Annotated in this window: 9 protein-coding genes; 3 read left to right on the top strand and 6 right to left on the bottom strand. The window is 38.5% G+C overall.

Features of this window, described 5'->3' with window-relative positions; all coding sequences use genetic code 11:
- Positions 1–42 precede the first annotated feature (42 nt).
- The 6 genes from BMX50_RS06350 to BMX50_RS06325 are packed head-to-tail and all read right to left on the bottom strand — an operon-like array spanning position 43 to position 12,171.
- On the bottom strand, positions 43–756 hold the full coding sequence (locus tag BMX50_RS06350; protein WP_091209308.1) for a hypothetical protein: 714 nt from the start codon (positions 754–756) through the stop codon (positions 43–45).
- Entirely contained in the window at positions 749–2,590 is a 1,842-nt protein-coding gene (gene pglZ, locus BMX50_RS06345; protein ID WP_091209306.1) for a BREX-3 system phosphatase PglZ, read from the bottom strand. The genes BMX50_RS06350 and pglZ overlap by 8 nt, the downstream gene beginning before the upstream one ends.
- A complete protein-coding gene (locus BMX50_RS06340) occupies positions 2,583–5,384 on the bottom strand; it encodes a helicase-related protein (protein ID WP_091209304.1) in 2,802 nt (933 codons plus the stop codon). The genes pglZ and BMX50_RS06340 overlap by 8 nt, the downstream gene beginning before the upstream one ends.
- Positions 5,385–5,401: 17 nt before the next feature.
- Positions 5,402–8,041 (bottom strand): DNA methyltransferase, encoded by a 2,640-nt coding sequence (locus tag BMX50_RS06335; protein ID WP_091209302.1) that lies wholly within the window; start codon positions 8,039–8,041, stop codon positions 5,402–5,404.
- A 1-nt stretch (position 8,042) separates the two neighbouring features.
- The gene (locus BMX50_RS06330; protein WP_091209299.1) at positions 8,043–11,708 is read right to left on the bottom strand and encodes a DUF6079 family protein; all 3,666 of its coding nucleotides are present in this window, start codon (positions 11,706–11,708) and stop codon (positions 8,043–8,045) included.
- Complete coding sequence (locus BMX50_RS06325; protein ID WP_091209297.1) at positions 11,698–12,171, bottom strand: hypothetical protein; 474 nt, start codon at positions 12,169–12,171, stop codon at positions 11,698–11,700. Before BMX50_RS06325 ends, BMX50_RS06330 begins: the two co-directional genes overlap by 11 nt.
- Before the next feature lie 366 nt (positions 12,172–12,537).
- Here BMX50_RS06325 and BMX50_RS06320 point away from each other — a divergent pair, with 366 nt between their 5' ends.
- Genes BMX50_RS06320 through BMX50_RS06310 form a run of 3 tightly spaced genes read left to right on the top strand, consistent with a single transcriptional unit; the run spans position 12,538 to position 18,442 of the window.
- On the top strand, positions 12,538–14,595 hold the full coding sequence (locus BMX50_RS06320; protein ID WP_091209296.1) for an ATP-binding protein: 2,058 nt from the start codon (positions 12,538–12,540) through the stop codon (positions 14,593–14,595).
- Positions 14,596–14,624: 29 nt separating this feature from the next.
- Entirely contained in the window at positions 14,625–16,103 is a 1,479-nt protein-coding gene (locus tag BMX50_RS06315) for a metallophosphoesterase family protein (protein WP_091209294.1), read from the top strand.
- The gene (locus BMX50_RS06310) at positions 16,103–18,442 is read left to right on the top strand and encodes an ATP-binding protein (protein WP_091209292.1); all 2,340 of its coding nucleotides are present in this window, start codon (positions 16,103–16,105) and stop codon (positions 18,440–18,442) included. Before BMX50_RS06315 ends, BMX50_RS06310 begins: the two co-directional genes overlap by 1 nt.
- Positions 18,443–18,657: the final 215 nt, after the last annotated feature.

Below are 18,657 nucleotides of genomic sequence, written 5' to 3'. Positions count from 1 at the left end.
ATGGCATGCTTTCATTGATTATTTGAAAAATTAGATTTTAAATTATATTGTCAAATAACCTTTCCCAACTGCACTATCCTTCTTAGTAATGAGCCATAAATAGTTGTCATTGTTTATGGGTGACAAATCAAAAAAAGAAAACCACGGCTTAAAGTTGAGATCATCTGTTAAGATGGATTTAGAATTAGACAGCTTAATATCTGTATAAATGATTAATTCTGAGACAAATTTACTTCGAGAAATAAGCTTAGCTGACAGTGAATAAATACTCACTTTATCTCTTTTGATTGTATTTAGTTCTATGATCATAGGAAGTAGTGCATCTATTGCAACGTCTACAGTACGATTACTTCCGTAAATTGACATCACTTTTTCACTGATAAATTTTTTATTGATTTGAGGCTGAACTTTAAGACCTTGTGACAAGGCTACTAGCAAATCATAGGTAATTGGATAAGTTAAGCTGATAAGACAGAGACAGAGAGCTTTCCGATCATCAACTGTTAGTGCATTATAGGGCGTATTCTTGCCTGCTTTTTTTAATTGTCCTAATAAAGTCGCTTGCCGTCTTAAAATTTGAACTACATATTTGGCAGCTTTATTAGCCCTATTATAGCCGGTGGTGAAATCCTGCATGCGTTGTAATACATATCCTTTATCAATTACGCTGCTATCGATATAGAGGTTGATAGCGGCATCCAATACTTCAAAAGGGATCCGCTGATTTAATCCGATATATTTTCCTTGATTATTCATTGATGCTAATAAAAGGGACAATAACTTCCCATAAATGTGAACCGCCATGGGTAATCACTCGGGTATTCTCTAATGTAAATGCCTCATTGGCTTTGAGATAAACAGAAAGATCTTTTCGGCCTAATGTTAAGCTTGAATTCTGTAAAACGAAATTTTCCAACAAAGTTTCATTGGTAAAATGCAAATGCCTTTTGCCTCTGCTTAAAGACCCAACCTTGTCGTTAATGCTTAAATTTTTAACGCCTCTTGCCTCGACGTTGCCATGGTCGGCGGTGATAAAAATTTGGAAACCTAGTGTTTTTAGTTGTGCGACAATTTGAACAATACGCGATTGCTGGATCCATTGTTCGGTAGATGTTTTTAATTGTTGTTCACCCAGGACGGCACCGTGCATGATGTTGTCCAAATCATTACAAATTAACCCCAGCACGGTAACGTCCGTGGGGATATCTGTTGCAATGAGCGGAGCATGTACACTAATTTTTCGCAAATCAATTTGAAAAGCTGGCACGTGTTGTTTGAGCCAATAGGCCTTAAACAATTTGCCTTCATGGGAATTATCCTCTAACAAATCTGGTTTGGCCCCTTTAAAAATAGCCTGCCTTGACCAAGCAGTGATTGTCGGCACAAAGGCCAAAGAAGCATTAGACGAAAAATTTAACCCTGAAGTTAATAATGCTTTTCCTAAAATCGTCCATTGCCAGTAGTTCATTCCGTCAATAACCAGAAGGGCCTTTTTCTTGGCAGACCGCGCATTAATATGCTCCAGTATCCTGGTAACCATAACCGGCTGCCGGACGCCGCTCAAAGAAAAAAGACTATTATAGGTGTTATCAATAAACCTTTGAAAACGATAGTTAAGTGCTTGTTCAACTTTTAAATATGCTAGCTTTAATGACGCATTGTGGGATTCCAAACTTTTCAGCTTGGCCTGGGATAGCACCTGAATAATTTTGAACCATTGGTCAGCCAGGTCCTCTATAACTTCCATTTGTTGGTTTAAATATTCTGTTAAGCCTTCTAGCTCGTTGTCGTTGCTCAACGCCGCATCAACATAGATACCGATCCTTAAGGGCTTTGGGAAACTATCATATTTCTCAGGTGAAACCTGAAGGGGATCCAAATACCCAAAAGCAAATAAATACCCAATGTTCTTATTAAGTGAAGGTTCTGCGAAATCGAGTAAGGAGCTTTTTCCTTCGATAAATTGCTGCCATTGCTCCTTAATAAAATTCAGTAAACGAGACTGGGTTAAGTCTTGGGCGATCAGTGTGGGAAAATAAGGTTTAGACAAATGGGTGAGGAAAATTGTCAGCGGCTCATTAATGCCATCTTTTTCGAAAAACACGTTGATCAATGCATTCATAACCCGCTCTTTAGCCTTACTGCTGGTGAGGGTGTTAAAGTCAATGCTATATAGATTCTCCAATAAAAACCGCAGTGTTTTTTCATGGCCCAATTCTTCATAGGGTTTAATATTGGCTAGCAGGCAGAGTGCATTAAAACCTAACCCTTTGATCGCCTTGGCATCCAGGTTGGGAAAGATCGTGAACAAACCAATGCTCTGAAAATGGACATGCGTTTCGATGTCTGGCAGCGGAACATATCCTTCAGGTGCGACCATCAGAAAACGACCTGTCGTTTCCCGGACCTGCAATTCAAAATGAACCCGTACCGATAAGGCATTAGGACAAATGATAATGGTATAGCCCTCGTTTTCAAACGCTTCCTTTAATTCCAGATAGGTGAAAAGATTGTCCTGATCAGCGATAAGGATATGCTGTTTGTGACTGGAGATCGCCAGTTTTTTATATTTATCTATCCAGTTATTCATCCACGATATTGATCAATAATAAACAGGAAATCACCGGAACAATCTGACCGGCTGATAAAAAGTTCTCGTCCCAGTTTTCTTTATCTTTATATAAGCGGTTTAGCCGGGACTGCCGGATGTTTTCGATGCCGATCCTATTCATCTGCTTTTCCTGAAACAGGAATGACTTTTCTTTATTGGATTTGATCTTTTCTGTGTTGCTAGTAATATGATGCTCAAACTCTTCGTACTTGGGTAACAGTACTTGCTCTGCAGTCTGCGCAAATTCCGCGAATTTTAGTTTCGATACGTCCGCTGGTAAAACGCCAATGCAATCCAAATAATTCCTTTCCTGGATGAGTTTATCCCATACACTTTGCGCAAAGGCGGCAAAGTTTTCACCTTCTGAGGAAACAAATATAGGCTGAATGACCTGGCTGGTTTCAAACTGGTTTTTTACCTCCAAATGCCATAAAGCCCAATAACCTGAAACTGCTTTTCCCTGCGTAACTTTGACCTGTGGAATCTGTTGTGACGGGGTAAAAGGTATTGCGTCCTTTAAGATAGTTTGAATAATCTCGTGTTGCAGTGAAATGGGTTCAGGGATCGGATTATTGACACTTTCTTTAACATTGAAAGTATAAATACTTTCTTTGATGCCGGGGAATTTAAACCGAATCCCCTCTATCAAATCTTGATAGGCAACACCTTTGGTCTGGAGGTAGTTCTTGGTCAGGTTTTCCAACCAATTTGGGAGCGGACTATGCTTAATCGCATCCACTTTATCTAAGTTGATGTCTTTCGAGCTTAAGGTTGGTAATGCCCCCTCGGTACTTTTATATTCTTTAAGCTTATCCTTAATCTCTTCAAGCCAGTTATTGCTTTCCTGCTCAAATTTGGCAGGGTTCAGCAGGGAAGTCAAATATAAGCGATTTAACTGCTCTCTTTCCAGCGTGCTGTCAAGCACATCGGATGTTTTGTCAATACCCAACTCTGCCATGATCTGCGAAAGTTTGGTTTCAACCACCTCGTATACGCGTTTATCGACTGAGTTGTCCAGCATCATATTAAACGCCAATACCTCAAAGGATTGACCAATACGATCCACACGCCCTATTCGCTGTTCAAGAACCATCGGATTCCAGGGCATATCGAAATTAATGACAATATGAGCAAATTGCATGTTGAGCGACTCACCGGCAGCATCGGTACAAATTAAGATCTGAGCAGCAGCCTTAAACTCTTTTAATGCGTTTACCCGTTGGTCAAAATCCATCGAACCATTAATGATTTCGCATATATAACCCCCATTGAGTTGCAGCACCTTCTTCAACATATGTTGGGTGCTGGTAAATTCTGTAAAGATCAGAAATTTAAGATCAGGGTTTTGTTCTTCCTTTTTTAGCTCTTGTAATTTCCGGATCAAAAACTCCACTTTGGCATCAGATTCTACGTCGAGGCAGTCTTTAGCATCGCGGATCAGACCTTGAAGAATGCTAAGTTCGGCGTCGTAGTTTGCCTGTGTCTCTTCGACCATGGAATAAATCTTTTCTTCGAAATCTAGTTCCATTTGTCCCTCAAAACCAAAGTCCTCCAGATTGCTTATAATTTGTTCTTTGTTTACCTCCCGTCTTTCACCCGAAAGCCGCTCGGCCCGCTTGTGCATGGCATCCAGTATCGCCTGCGTCGAACTGCTCATCATCCGTTGAAAAAGAATCATGACAAAGCCATAAGAAGTATTCTTGGTCTGCTGGGCCAGGTTAAAACCGGTTATAACGTATTCGGTGACTGCATCATATAGGGCCTTTTGCCGGCGATGATGTACTTCATCATAAGCAACCTCTATTTTTTTAGTATGGCGCTTATTAAATAAGGCTTTGCCATTATAATCGATGGCCTGTCTTTTTTCTGTGCGGACCACATAATTTTCCAACTCGGGAATACTCGGCATGCCCTCGCCCGCAAAAGCATCGGCATTCAACAATTGTAAGATCCTTCTGAAATGATCACTTTTCCCGCGGTGGGGTGTGGCAGAAAGCAACAAAACATTGGGAATGGCATTGCACAGGATATCCGCCATCTGAAAACGGCCGACCTGGGTACTGCTCCCGCCAACCTTGTGGCATTCATCGATAACGAGCAGGTCAAATTCCGATTCTAAAACGCTTTGAATCCGGTAGCGGTTGTATTCATTCACTTTTTCCTTACTCCAGCCCTGGCGAGTTTCAATGGGCTTTAAAGCGTCCATGGAAACAATGATCTGATTATGCTGGCTGAATAGGTTAATTTCATTATCCGCCTCCAGTCGGGCGAAAGTGCGGCTTAAGGTATTGATATAATCGGTATCATAAATCTGAAACACTTCATTGAAATGCTTCTTCATTTCTTGCTGCCATTGCCCCATCGCGGATTTTGGAACAACAATCAGAGTACGCTTGGCGATTCCTCTTAATTTCAGTTCTTTAAGAACCAACCCTGTTTCAATGGTTTTGCCCATACCCACTTCGTCGGCCATCAGAAAACGCAAGAACTGTCCGGACATTACCTTTTCTAAAGCCAGTATTTGGTGAGGCAGCGGAATGATATTGCTTTCAATCGGTGCCAGCATGGACTGTTTGAAAACTTCGTTTTTAATCTTTGCAGCAATCGCCTTGAAAGCTAACGCTGTCCCGGTTGGTGTTTTTTGTTCGTCAACCAATTCGGAAAAAGGGACGGACCTAATCTCGCCAGTGGAAAGAATCTTCACTTCCGTTATTTGTTTTCCAAATACCGACTTTTTTGATAATATTTCTATCTCTTTCCCCTGGTAAAGCATTAATGATTGAACTTATATTAAACCCTGTCTTTAGCAATATCGTAATACATAAGCAACTGTTCATCCTCTAACAAAATGTTTTGCGGAATCATATCACCCAGCGTGACTATTGTCTTAAAGTCCTTTCGCTCCCAGCAGTTTTTAAAACCACAGCGCATGGCTTCGACACGAACCTCTTTAAGTTTTTTGGCTTTGGGTTGGCTGATCGTACTGACATAACCATTGAATTCCTTTAGTAGCACTTTATTTCGCAAGGCATCGCGGTCTTTTGCCTCACTGGGATCAGGCGTACGCCATCTGCCTTGCTCATCCTGAATAAAGCTTTCGTTAAGCAGGTCTTGCAACTCTGGTAAGGTATCACCCTTTCTTAGCGATTGCGTAGCCATGCGGAACTCCGGCATAATATCCTGGTATTTTTGAGTTGCCCTGCGTAATCTTTCTTTTAACCATTCAATAGCGTCTGATTCATTGGTAACGATGAGCGACCATTGTACAAATTGTGGGGATCTCGCTTTCTTTTCATCATATTCTGCTACCTGTGCTGAAGTAAAAAACATTTCGTCCCGTTCTGCAAAACGTTGCTTTAAACCTTCCTGAAAGTCCCTGGCATCTATCGGTACAGGCAGAGCACGCATCAAATAAAAGGTGATTACCCGGTCAAACAAAATTTTGGAGCTACGTTCTATGATCGATGTGGTACTGTCTTTTCGGACTAAGTGTACCGGTAAATGACATAGATGTGCTTCTACAAAATCCCAAACTAGTGTGGATCCCTGAGCATTTTGAAACTTTTGTTCAAATTCAGCGGTTGGTTTATAACAGCTTATAGCTAAATCTTGTCGCACAGCGGTAGCGGTCACAATACCCCTCATACCACCTTGTTTTTTATCTAGCGCCGCCACATTCGCAATGATAAATCCGGCTCGCTGCAATGCGGTTTGAATTCCGTTCCATACCGCAGCGCTAGTATTGCTAAACTCTACAGTCATCCACTTCCCAGGTTTTAAAACCCGGTTATATTCTTTAAAGCATTCGGTCATAAGTGACTGGTAATCTAATAAAGATTTTCCTTGCGTTTTATTCTCGATTGCTTCTTTAATATTATTGGTTAATACCTTTAACCATGTCTCCGGTAAAAAATTAAGTTCAGAGTACATAATGTTCGCTCCAAACGGCGGATCAGTAAAAACATAATCGATAGAATTATCCTTGATCGATGTATTTGAAGCAGATCCAACAAATTGAAGATTGCTGTATTGTTTACCTAAAAGAAGCGCGGCTTTCTTTAGGCTATTTATTTTGTCCTGAATTTGTTCCAAGATTGATGTTTCAATTTGCAGCGACGGGATATATAAGGTGCCCTTTAAATGCCCTACATTCCAGCCCCCCCCGCCATAAAAGAAGTTACTAACATGCAGCCGGTTCATTTGGGTCGAACGGTTGATCATACCCGTAAGTATGAATTTTAGCTTATTAGGTAATTTAGAAGAATCTATCCGGTTGTTTAGGTAGGACAATGCAACTAAATTGCGTTTTGTGTAAAACAAATGCGTATTATTTACTCCATGGGATTTTTTTGGTTGATCTAAATTGAAACCTTTTGGCAACTCGTAAGTCGGGACCCACGTGGAAATTTTCAATTCATTAATTTCCTTAATAAGTTTTTTATCTTTTAAGTCTGGCTGTTTTTGAAACCTTTTACCCTTGTAAGTATAAACAATTAACACGGGTTCACTTTTGGCTATCCTGATTGTTTTACCTAATTCAGTATCAAAAAAAGTGACCCAAGTTTTTTCAGCTGAAGTTTTATTGTTTATAGATTTACAATTCGGGCAAATAAAGTCGTCTAACAACTCCTTTTTTTCCATGTTCATTGCAGCGTCCCAAAAAACAATCTCTTGGCTGCAACTTTTACAATTGAAAATATCACTCCAAACTGTATAATTTATGGTACCCACCCCACCATCAGTGTGTTTGGTTTCGTAAAGCCAAGTGCATTCTTTGATCACGTCATTTAACAGCGCTTGTGATTCGGCGTCAACCAATTCCAAATCAGCAGGCATATTGTAGTTATAACTAATTAAAGAGGCATAAGGAGATAAATCACCGCAAATTGCTTTTCTCTGTCCCCAAACGGGAAGTCTACCAAACAGTTGTTTCCACTCGTGTTCTATTTTATACTTTGTTTCACTATCTGGATTTTCGCAAATTTGTGCTGCGACACCCGTCATACCCGTGCCGCTAAAGGAATCTAAAACAGAATCACCTGGTTGTGTATAATACAGTAAATACCTCATAATGGCGGGATGAGGCACCTTCGTGTGGTAGGTGTGCGCAGTATAAATCGGGTTGCTTTTACCTTCACTTACATCACTGGCATAAGGCTCATCTACCTTAAAGTCTGCTATTCGGCTTTTGATAGTTTTCTTCTCTTTTTCCCATTCGGCAATAAAATCATTAACCCAGGGATTAGGACATGCCGTGTAGTAAGGCGGATCGCTTAGGCGAATGATATCTTCATCATCCCCAATTGGAAATCCTTCTATTTTCTTAAGCTCAGGCAATCTAATCCGGAGTTTGTTGCGAAAGTATTCCCTTCGTTGTTCTTCAGTATCGAATGTCAACCCGAGACATACTATTTTTTCTTCTTCGACCATGTTATTTAATAATGATACGGACCTTGTTTCTTTCCTTGCCTAAACATAATGTATTGATATATGAGGTAAGGGTATCAATTGCCTCCTCGGGTGTTAATGGTTTGTTCAACTGTTTGTGAATGTCTTCCATTGTGATTTCTACCTTATCAATGCCGCGGGCAAATTGAGCAATTAGGTTTCGCAGTCTGGGGGCGTTTTCTGAGGTGAGCGCGACGGCACCGCTCCTAAATCCTTCGACCAATTGCTTATCGGCCGGCGTCAGGATATCCATATTCTCCTGAACAGAAGGGTCCCTAAATACGGAGCGCATAGCCATTGTCCATTTTTCTAATATCCCATATAACTGCTCCTCCAACTGGCTAATAGCATATGATGGTTTCCCGTAGTATTCACGGGGGTTGAAATCATGATAAGGCTCCTCAATAACACTAGATTTTGTTAAAGATTCTGCAGCTTCACGCAGCGAAGTAATGTTATTCAACCAATTTTGATATTCAGTTGCGTTGATCAACTCAGAATCTTTGATGATATCACAGACCCGTTTGCTTTCGCCGGTTAAAATCCGCTCCTTAGCCAGCCCATCCTGGCTGGATAATCGGGATCGTGTATATTGGCCGAGATAATAATCCGCATAGCTGTCAATCAAAGAATTCAGCAGCGCCTCGTATTTCTTGATATCCGAGTCTTTAGATGATGAAACAACGGAAGGCAGGCTGTCGATCGCTGCATTCATATCACCAAACAATGGCTTTTCCTCCTGCACCACATAGGATTTGGCAGTGTATAGGTAACCGACCAATTTTTCAAATTTTTCCGCTTTTTCTTTTAATCTATCAATCAACTCACAATAGGACCATGCTTTAAATGTTTGGCCCAGTTCTTCATCCTTGAATTTAAATGACTTCAATTTCCCATAAGAATTGTAGGACTGGATGCTATCCAGCATTACCCCCAGTTCTTCCAATCCGGTTTTCATCCGTTCCGTTTCCTCTTCACTAAGCAAGGGGACATTTCTGCACTTTAATCCCTGGCTGATTGCCGCCCTAGTTTTGACAACCTTTTCAGCTTTAGCTTTGGCTTCAGTGATGATCTTGCTGATCGTTTCGGGTTTTTCCAGTTCAGAAGTATAGTCCGGTAAGCTTAAACAAGAAAACAGAGCTTTGAGGTGTTTTACGGGAATGCCTTGCGGTTGTTTGATATGCTGAAAGGTAAAATAATCTTCATCAGCTAGGGTCAAAACCGTTTCAATATTGGTTGCTGATAAGCTTTTACTACCGGACCAGTTGACTTCAATATCCCCTTTGTAAGCCAAAGCGGCAAGGACAATAAATTCGAGTTGATAATCGATATTGAAATCGACCGAATACCATAAATTGGCTGGTGCATAATGTGCCCAGATGATCTCTGACCTGTTCAAAACTGCGCCATCGCCGGCCTCCTTCATTTTTTTCTTGATGCTTTCAGCATACTTGCTGTTATCACTAATAATATTATGCCCACCCCATAAACCGAGCCCGCTGAGGATAGCTTCGCCATCACGGTTTGGTTGGGAAGCCGCCGTGATCTTTTTCAAAGCGGCTTTTATTCGGCCTTCGAAATTGTCTTTGGTCAAGGGCTGTAGCAGATCTGTAAATGCAGGATAATGGGTATATTTTTCATTAAAGCTCTTGTTCAGCACTTTTGCTGCCACACTTCTGAAAATCATTTCCTTCGTCGACCCGTCGCCCAGCAGGGGGTAGGACTTCAAGGATTTACTATCCCCTTTGTAGATTACTCTGGTTTGATCGATATATTCTTTATCAAACAATGCGATCGCTTTCCGTTGGTAATGCTCGATCTGGTTGCTGAATAATTGTTTTTGATCAGTTGACGCTGACACATGTTTAGCCTTCGCCGCTCCGTAAAGGCAGATCGTATCTTTGAATTCATCGGATAAACCGGCTACGTCAAAGTAGACTTCATCTGCTTCATCATTTCTGTCGATATTGTTGAATAAAGGGCAAAAAAAGATATAATACTGCTGGATAGGTTCGGTGGTGCTGCGTTCGTTCGGGTTACCAAAAAAGATATAGCCCAAACGGAAGCTCTTTTTATCAATCCATTCCAGGGAATGCTCCCAGATTTTAAAGCCGGAGCGGTAAGAATCCTGCTGTATTTCCAGGATATACTGCAACAGGTCAAAATAATATTGATCGGCCTGGTCGACATCTTTTTTGATCACTTCATCAGCATAATCGCGGATCAGTTGAGGGATGTTAATTCCTCCCTCCGTGCGGATATAAAAATCAGCACTGATCGGATCCTGAGCAACGTATTGCCCAGCAGTAGCAGTTACCAATTGCTTGGCCGTACTGCTGATGGCGTCGAGTAACAATTCGGCTTCGTCTATTTGCGGTATGGTCACACACAGGTCTTCTTTCAAACTATGCGCGCTGGCGCCGTTCCTTTTATCCAGGTCATCACATAAGATACGGATGGCCAGGGCTTGGGAGATGCTTTCGGCAATTCCCCTTCGGTTTGCGCGGGCACCAGTAAAATGATTCGCTACCCTGCCTGCGATAATATCTACTTTGTCACGAACCGCCCTGATGTCAGGGATCGCCAGCATCGCCGGGTTATTAGCCAAGTCAGGCCAATAGGTGTCATAGGTGATCAGCCCTGGATTTTCCGTGGGTACCTCTTTGACCAATATATCTCCGAACTTAATGGAAAGTACTTTCAATATCTCGCGCTGACTTTTCCCATGCTTGATCTTTTCAAAGTAACTTACATAGTTAGGATGCACGGGGAACAGGTCAATAAAGTCGTTTAAGTTGGTGTTGATACCTTCAAAAAGATGGGCGAATTTTAAAAGGTGCGCTCTGATCTTAGCCTTTTGATGCACATCTTTTTTTAGCAGTCTTTCCTTTACAACGTAAGAAACATCTTCCTTGGTAATAATCAGGTCGGCGTACCGATCTTCGATTTTGTTCAACATGTCCGCTTGGAACTGAAATTCAGGTGAGCGGTATAATAATTCCTGGACGCCGAACATGAGTTTGAAACGGGAGTCATCGCAGGCCTCTCCTAACTGACGTAAAAGCATTAAATCGTTGTGCAGTTCACTCGGTTTCCTTCCTTTGAGGTATTCCAGCAACTCATCGATGACGATCAAAAAATGCTGACTAGGAAATTTGAGCTCAAATTCAGCCATCATTTGCTGGATCAGTTCCTTCCAACTGAAATTAGAATCACTATCAAATTTATAATCAACGTCATGTTTACTCAGGTGACGTTCAATTTGAGCAAACACTATATCTTTAAGTGGCTTGTCAGTCCCAATTTCGAAACGTAAAACATTATACTTCCCAGCAATTTCATTGAAATCCTTTTTTAGATCTTCGTATTGAATATGTTGTACTAGATCCGCATTCTCAGCGATTGCAGAAACTAGCGACATTAAATGGGATTTTCCTGTACCATAACTTCCGACTATTTGAATGCCTTTTGTCTCATAAATAGATTCTGTTGCCAGGTTTTTAAATATTACCTCACGCAAGTCTTCTTGCATTTTTTTGGAAAAAACAAATGTTTTTACTAAGTTTTCTGCAACTGATTGCTGGCTTGCATTTACCAATTTCACCACAGTGGTAATTGGTTCAAATTGTATCAATTCCTTATATAGCATGTATCAATTTTAATAAACTAGTATCTGAAAAATCAATATAAACTTGGTTGTTTTGATTTGGCCAACATAGTTTCGTTTCTGTAATTAAATTATTTTCCCAGATAATAAGTAATGCAATAGATTTTGAAATTTCTTTTAATAATTGCGTCACTTTCAACTCTAGTAAAGGTTCCAATAAAATGCCCAAATTGTAGATCGCAACCACTTCATTCCCAATTTTATCAATCTTACATTTTTTTTCCTCTAAATGATTTTTTACGAAATCGTATACGTCAATGCTTAAATATTTATAGTTTGATAAAGAATTGATATATATCGCAACTTCTTTTCCAATATTAATTGTTGTCAAGCCAAGAGATTCAATATAATTAAGCTTCTCAGCTTGCTCGTTATCTGATATAAAAGCGAAAAGTTTGTATCGATCTTTAGATTCTGACAAATCTTTAATTGTATAATTATTCATAAATTGTTCGAAACGTTCCTCATTACAACTTTACTCTGATAAAAAGCCATAAAATTAAGAAGATTATCGCTACACCTCGCATAATAATTTTTTGCGTTGAGTAATGAAAAAACCACCGAACATGTAGCTTTAAACCGAGGTAAATGTCTTAATGCCTCGAAAATATTCTCCTGAAGGAAGTGTATATTCTTTGGTATTAGGTGGTTTAAAGATATAATTATTTATGTTAGCATTAACATGAAGCCATATTGATGATATGTATTGAAATACTAAAGATGCGTCGACACTTATAAGTTCACGATGAAGAGTTAAATCCATCTAATTTTTCATTTAGTTTTTTTAATTTTAAAAACTTAACCTAACACAATGCCTGCAACTAATAGAAAACTTAATACTAACGGACGAGTAGTAAGCGAAATCCTTACAAATTACAGGGATACATTTAGAGCTTTTACTGAGCTTATAAATAACTCTATTCAGGAAAGTGCAACTGAAATCAAGTTGTATATTATTATCAATGAAAATTCAAATACTTTATACCCTGTAATTGAATCAATTGAACTAATAGATAACGGGAATGGTGTCTCACTGGCCGATTTCGATAAAAAAATTCTTGAAGTTGGTACAACAGTTAAGCCAGGGGGGCATGGAATTGGAAGATTTAGCGCATTGCAGATTGGCGAAAGCATGAAAATCGAAACAGTTGGTTATGATGAAACCAAATCGAAACACAGTAAAGTTGAAGTTGAAATTACGGCATCAGCGTTAAAAAATAAAAATTTAGCTGACATAAATTTCCCTACCAAAGAGGAAATTTTAAGTCGGCCGACCAATACATATTATAAAGTAAGCATTAATAATCTACATCAAAATAGGAGCGCTAATCCGCCTAAGAACAATAGACTTTCGGAAGCGTTTTATAGTGACAATCTGCCGGCAGCGTTAGCACAATACTATATTTACCAGATTTTTAATGGTGATATTCGTTTTTTTGTAAACGACAAACAAATTGAGAGGAGCCAATTTGTAATAGATCAGCCTATTTTAATTAAAAAGAATTTTGAAACGTCCACAGGTGATATCCACATTATAGATTTCAAGCTATATAATATAATTAGCGACCTAAATAAGGTGAAAATTTTTACAATGGTAGATAACGCTGGTTTAAAAACATTAGCCAACGAATACACATACTCATCTGATTATTATACTCCTGATTTAGGAACTTGGTTCATTTATATTGAATCTAATATGTTTACTTCTGATCTTTTTAAAAATGCTTTGCTTGAAACATTTGGCGATGAAGATTTCATCAATTTAAAGACACTAATTCGTGATACTTTAAACGAGTTTTTTAAGGAAAAAAATACTGCATTCAAGGACTTCGTTAATAGATTGAAAGAAGATAAAGCCAATCCATTACTCGTTAACAAACCTGTTTCAGAAACTCATGAATTAGTATTTAACAAAGTAGCATATCTTGTCGAAAGCAAATTTCGTATTTCCGAGCGTGAAGATAGAATCAAAGATTTAGTTTATGAACTTGTCGATAATTCAATCAGAAATGGGAAAATAGAGTTGTTATTTTCTAAGCTTATCAAAATGAAAGATAAAACTGTTGGTAAGTTTCATGAGTTGATGGAAAGGACAGAATTGGAAAGCGTGATTCACTTTTCCTCTCAGGTTGCGCAAAAGTTGGAGTTTTTAGAATTTCTACACGAAATTACTTATGGATCAATTTCCAGTGTTATAAAAGAAAGATCACAACTCCACAAAATAGTAGAAAAAGAACTGTGGTTATTCGGAGAAAATTATACACAAACACCGCATTTATGGTCTGATAAAAAAATTGGTGGAATTTTCGATGATATACGTGCAAGCACTTTGGATTATATCCCCACCGTTGATGACGACAATTTAGTGGTATCGGCAGAACAGGAATTTAATGATATAACCGATCTTTTTTTTTATAATGAAAAAATCACTGGGGATGATGTAAAGGAGTTTATGGTTGTAGAACTAAAAGCTCCAAATTGTAAGATTAGTCAAAAGGAGCTTAATCAAATTGATAGATATGCCTTTCAAATTGAAGAAGCAAATGGTCTTCCTACCGAAAATACAAGATATAAGCTAATTTTAATTTCTACGGGAATTACTGCTTTTGCAAAATCAAAAGTCAAATCAGCCCGGGAAAAGTATACTCAGCCATTTATTTGGGACATTAAATCTGAAAAAAACATTGAAGTATATGTTATGACTTGGTCCGAATTAATTGAAATGAATAAACGTAAACTTCGGTATTTATCTTCAGAACTTGAAATTAAAGACAAAGCAGTAGGAGCAAAATTTGAACTGGAATACCCGGAACTACTCAACGATAAAATTAATTCACAACTTCGTTTTATTCAAAGTAAGATTGCTTAACGATCCGAACCATATCAATTTACAAACTAATGGCTGATAAAACTTCGATTTTACATATATCTGACCTCCACAGAAGTAAAGAACTACCTATTTCAAACGGCCCCTTAGTTTCTTCTTTAATTTCTGATCGAGATAAGTATGTCGATGAGGAAACCCCTAATATTTGCAGTCCCAATTTGATTATTGTTAGTGGTGACATAGTCCGAGGCTCGTCTAATCCCGACGTTTTACAATCTATTGATGAAATTGAAAATCAGTACAATGAGGCAGAGGAATTTCTTACAAGCCTATGCGATAATTTTCTTGATGGTGACAAAAAAAAGCTAATTATTATTCCAGGCAACCATGATATTGATTGGAAGTATTCTAAGGAAAGTATGGAGAAGCTTGACAAAGCTGCCGTTTTTGACACCGAAAACAATATCAACTGGGCGATACTAAAAGACGCATTCACACCACAATCATCGACTAGATGGTCATGGAAAGACTTATCTTTCTTCAAAATAAAAAATACAGATATTTACAACAAGCGTCTTGCAGCATTTGCAAAATTCTACCATAAATTTTATGATGGAGATCGGACATATAGTTTAAATCCAGCGGATCAATATGACATATTTGATTACCCTGAATTAGATTTATCTGTTATAGCTTATAGCAGCTGTTATAATAACGATCACCTTCGTTTTGTAGGAGATATTCATCCTGATTGTATTTCAAAATCAAGTTCTGATATTCGCGAACTTATCAAACGGGGTAGGCTGATAATAGGAACTTGGCATCATAATACTAAAGGAGGTCCTTTCGAATCTAATTATATGGACGGGAGTATTCTGAAAAATTTTATTGACTCAAAAATATCCATTGGATTTCATGGGCATCAACACAGAATGGAAGCTATACATGAACACAATGATATAATACAACAAAAGAGCATTATTGTTATCGGTGCTGGCACGTTGTGCGGTGGTCGGGAAGAGTTGCCAACTGGCACTAATCGGCAATACAATGTAATTGAATTAGACAGGGAAATGGACGAAGGTAAGCTTGAGGTTACACTCCATGTGAGAGAAAAATCAGAGTCTTCTTCTTTTAACAATCCTATTTGGATTCCTGGGAGAATCGCATCAAGTAACGCGAGTTTTTATTCATTTAAAATAAAAGACCCACGCAAAGTGGATATTACTACTCAAATGCTAGATATTGAAAAACTAATAAGTAACGGCGATTACGGCAACGCAAAATCCAAATTAATCAAGATGGATTTAAATGATGCCTTTGTAAGGGGTTTTTTATTGCAATGTATTATTGAGACAGATGATCATGAATTGGCAATTGAAAAATTCGCAAAACCTCAGTCTATAAAAGAAACGGTAATCGTTTTCAATGCTGCCACACGATTAAAGCGAATGGATGTGATAAATGAAGTAGTGACATCTATTGACGAAAAAATTATCAAGGATCCGACAGTCAAGCAATTATTTAATCAAGCCAAAGCAATGTTATAATGAGTAATTCAAGTAAGCTTTCATTTCAAATCGAAGTCAAACGGATTTTAGAAATATTGTCTAACGATATTTATGATTCTCCTTATGCATTGCTTAGAGAGAATATTCAGAATGGGTATGATGCCGTTTTGATGAGAAAACAACTGGAAGGGGACAGTTTTGAACCAATGATTGAGGTTGAAATAACATCGTCAAAAATTGTAATTACCGACAATGGAATTGGCATGAATGAAGATGTTATACAAAACAACTTTTGGAAAGCCGGATCAAGTGGTAAAAATAACGAAACTGCCCGTAAGGCAGGAGTTGTAGGGACTTTCGGGATTGGCGCAATGGCAAATTTTGGAGTGTGTACCTCAATTGAGGTGATTACCCACTACGCTGGCGGTGATCTTACAATTAGGAGCTTTGCGAATCGGGATACCTTGTCAATTACCGAGGAGTGTATCGATGTGATGAGGTATCAAGAGAAAAGAGAACCTGGTACGACAATAATTGCAACTTTAGATGACTCTTTGAATTTAACTGTTACGGGCGCTATCAATTATTTGAGCCCATATATCCGTTACTTACAGATTCCAGTATTAATAAATGGAAAGAACGTTAGTCAGAGCAAATATTACGATTCCTTTAAAGTTGAGTCTGAAAATTTAAGCTACACGACAAAAAAAAGTATTGTCACTCATGACAAAGCTGTCCAGTTTAATTTAACCATAAACCTTACTAACCAGAACATAATTAAAATACTTTGTGAAAATATAACAAGAGATGGGGTCTCAATAGTAGGAAATATCGTGCTGTCCCAGGGAGGGGGCGGCATTTATGGTTTACGCAATTTTTTTGGATTAGCACCGGTCCCGATAGCAGGTAGTTTTAATTTTGGTGGTGTTGTTAATTTGTCGAACCTTCATCCGACTGCTGGCAGGGAGGCGCTTAGCCGGGAAAGTATAGAGTTCGTCTCAAAAATAGTGTTTGCAGCAGAATACATTATTGCAAAGGAACTTTCAGAACTGGAACTGTCCGATTTAAATAGCGGTTTTCTTAATTATATATCAGCGAACAAGAGATATGATTTTGCGAAGAAGCTTAAAATCGTTGTGCAACCTAACAATGAACGATGGAATTTGGAAAAAATTCAGCAAAGTATTGATGGTAAGAAAGTGTATTATTATTCGGGGAGAGATCAATCAACTATTTTACAATTCGGCAATGAAAACACATACCTATTACTGATTAGCCAGGAAAATCCTAGAAGAAGAATTCAGTTAGAGTATATAAAAAATTTAAAAATCGAGGAGGTGCCAGATGGAGCACAGGTCTTAGAAGAGTATGAGCTAAAAAATCTCTCCATGGAGGAATTAACGCTCATTTTGAGAATAACTAATGTTCTAACTGAAGACTACCTAATTGCGGATGTCAAAGTAGTGATTGCCAAAATCAGCCACGACGTTCCAAGTTTAGTAACACGAAAAGATAAAACAGTAAATGTTTTTATTTCTCGTACTTCGCCCGCTGTTAAACAGGTACTTCAAATATATAAAACAGAATGGTCGCTGTTTGCTAGTTTTGTTAAAGACTTCGTGCGTAATCACCTTTACCAGAAGTTCTCCAATTATGTTCCCTCTTCAACTAAGGAAGGGGCAGACGCCTTACAGCAAATTCTCATGAAAAATAAAGAATTATATAAGTATGACTCTGCGGACATGGGAAAGGTCGAATCGTTGCTGTCAGATTTCGCGACTGGAGAAATGCCATTCGCGGAGGTTATAAAAAAATCAAATACAATAACAAGAACCCATCGACAATATGTGAGATTAAATCAAATCGGTTCGGTCGAGGAAGAAATACCAAGCATCATTGATGAAGGCTCAAAAGAGGAGGATGAATTTGACGAATTTGACGCCGTTCCTCCTATTTTAAGATTGGAGGTGAATACAGATAAAAAGATACTAAAAACAGATAACGAATATCCAAGTCTGAACTTCTTCAATTTATTCCTTAGTCTTTCTGAAAAAGTTGTTAAAAGTAACCGTGACTTTTTTCTTGAGCCACATACCACTAAGGTGATTTGGAGCATGCACAAGATTGTCTATATTTTCACGCATGCTTCCAATCAGTTGTCGCTCTACTACGAAATTGAATTGAAAGAACGCCTTGGGGATAACTCAACAGGGGGGAAAGCCATCCCGACAACTACTGTTGTAACAGAGAATAGAGTATTTATTCCAATCGTTAAAGAACTCAATCCTTATTTTGAAATCAGTTCAGAAACAACCAAAGAATTCTTTGTAAGATACGACGTAATAGCAGATTTTAATACTGTGGGTTTACGCCCTTAGACTTTGAAGGCTACTGATTATATTATATTTTAAGCAACGGTAATACATACAAGGAAAACCGCTATAGAGATGCGCTTTTGTTGAAACCTTTTCACAATGAGCGTCGCTTATATTCAAATTTTTCAAAAGAGTAAAAGTTAAAATTGTAATCAATCTTCAATTGATTACATCAGCATTAGATGTAATATGGCGACATACCGCTTTTAACTTGCAGT

Source organism: Mucilaginibacter gossypiicola, assembly GCF_900110105.1.
In the GTDB taxonomy this organism is placed as follows: Bacteria; Bacteroidota; Bacteroidia; order Sphingobacteriales; family Sphingobacteriaceae; genus Mucilaginibacter; species Mucilaginibacter gossypiicola.
This window is presented reverse-complemented; position numbering and strand designations above follow the sequence as displayed.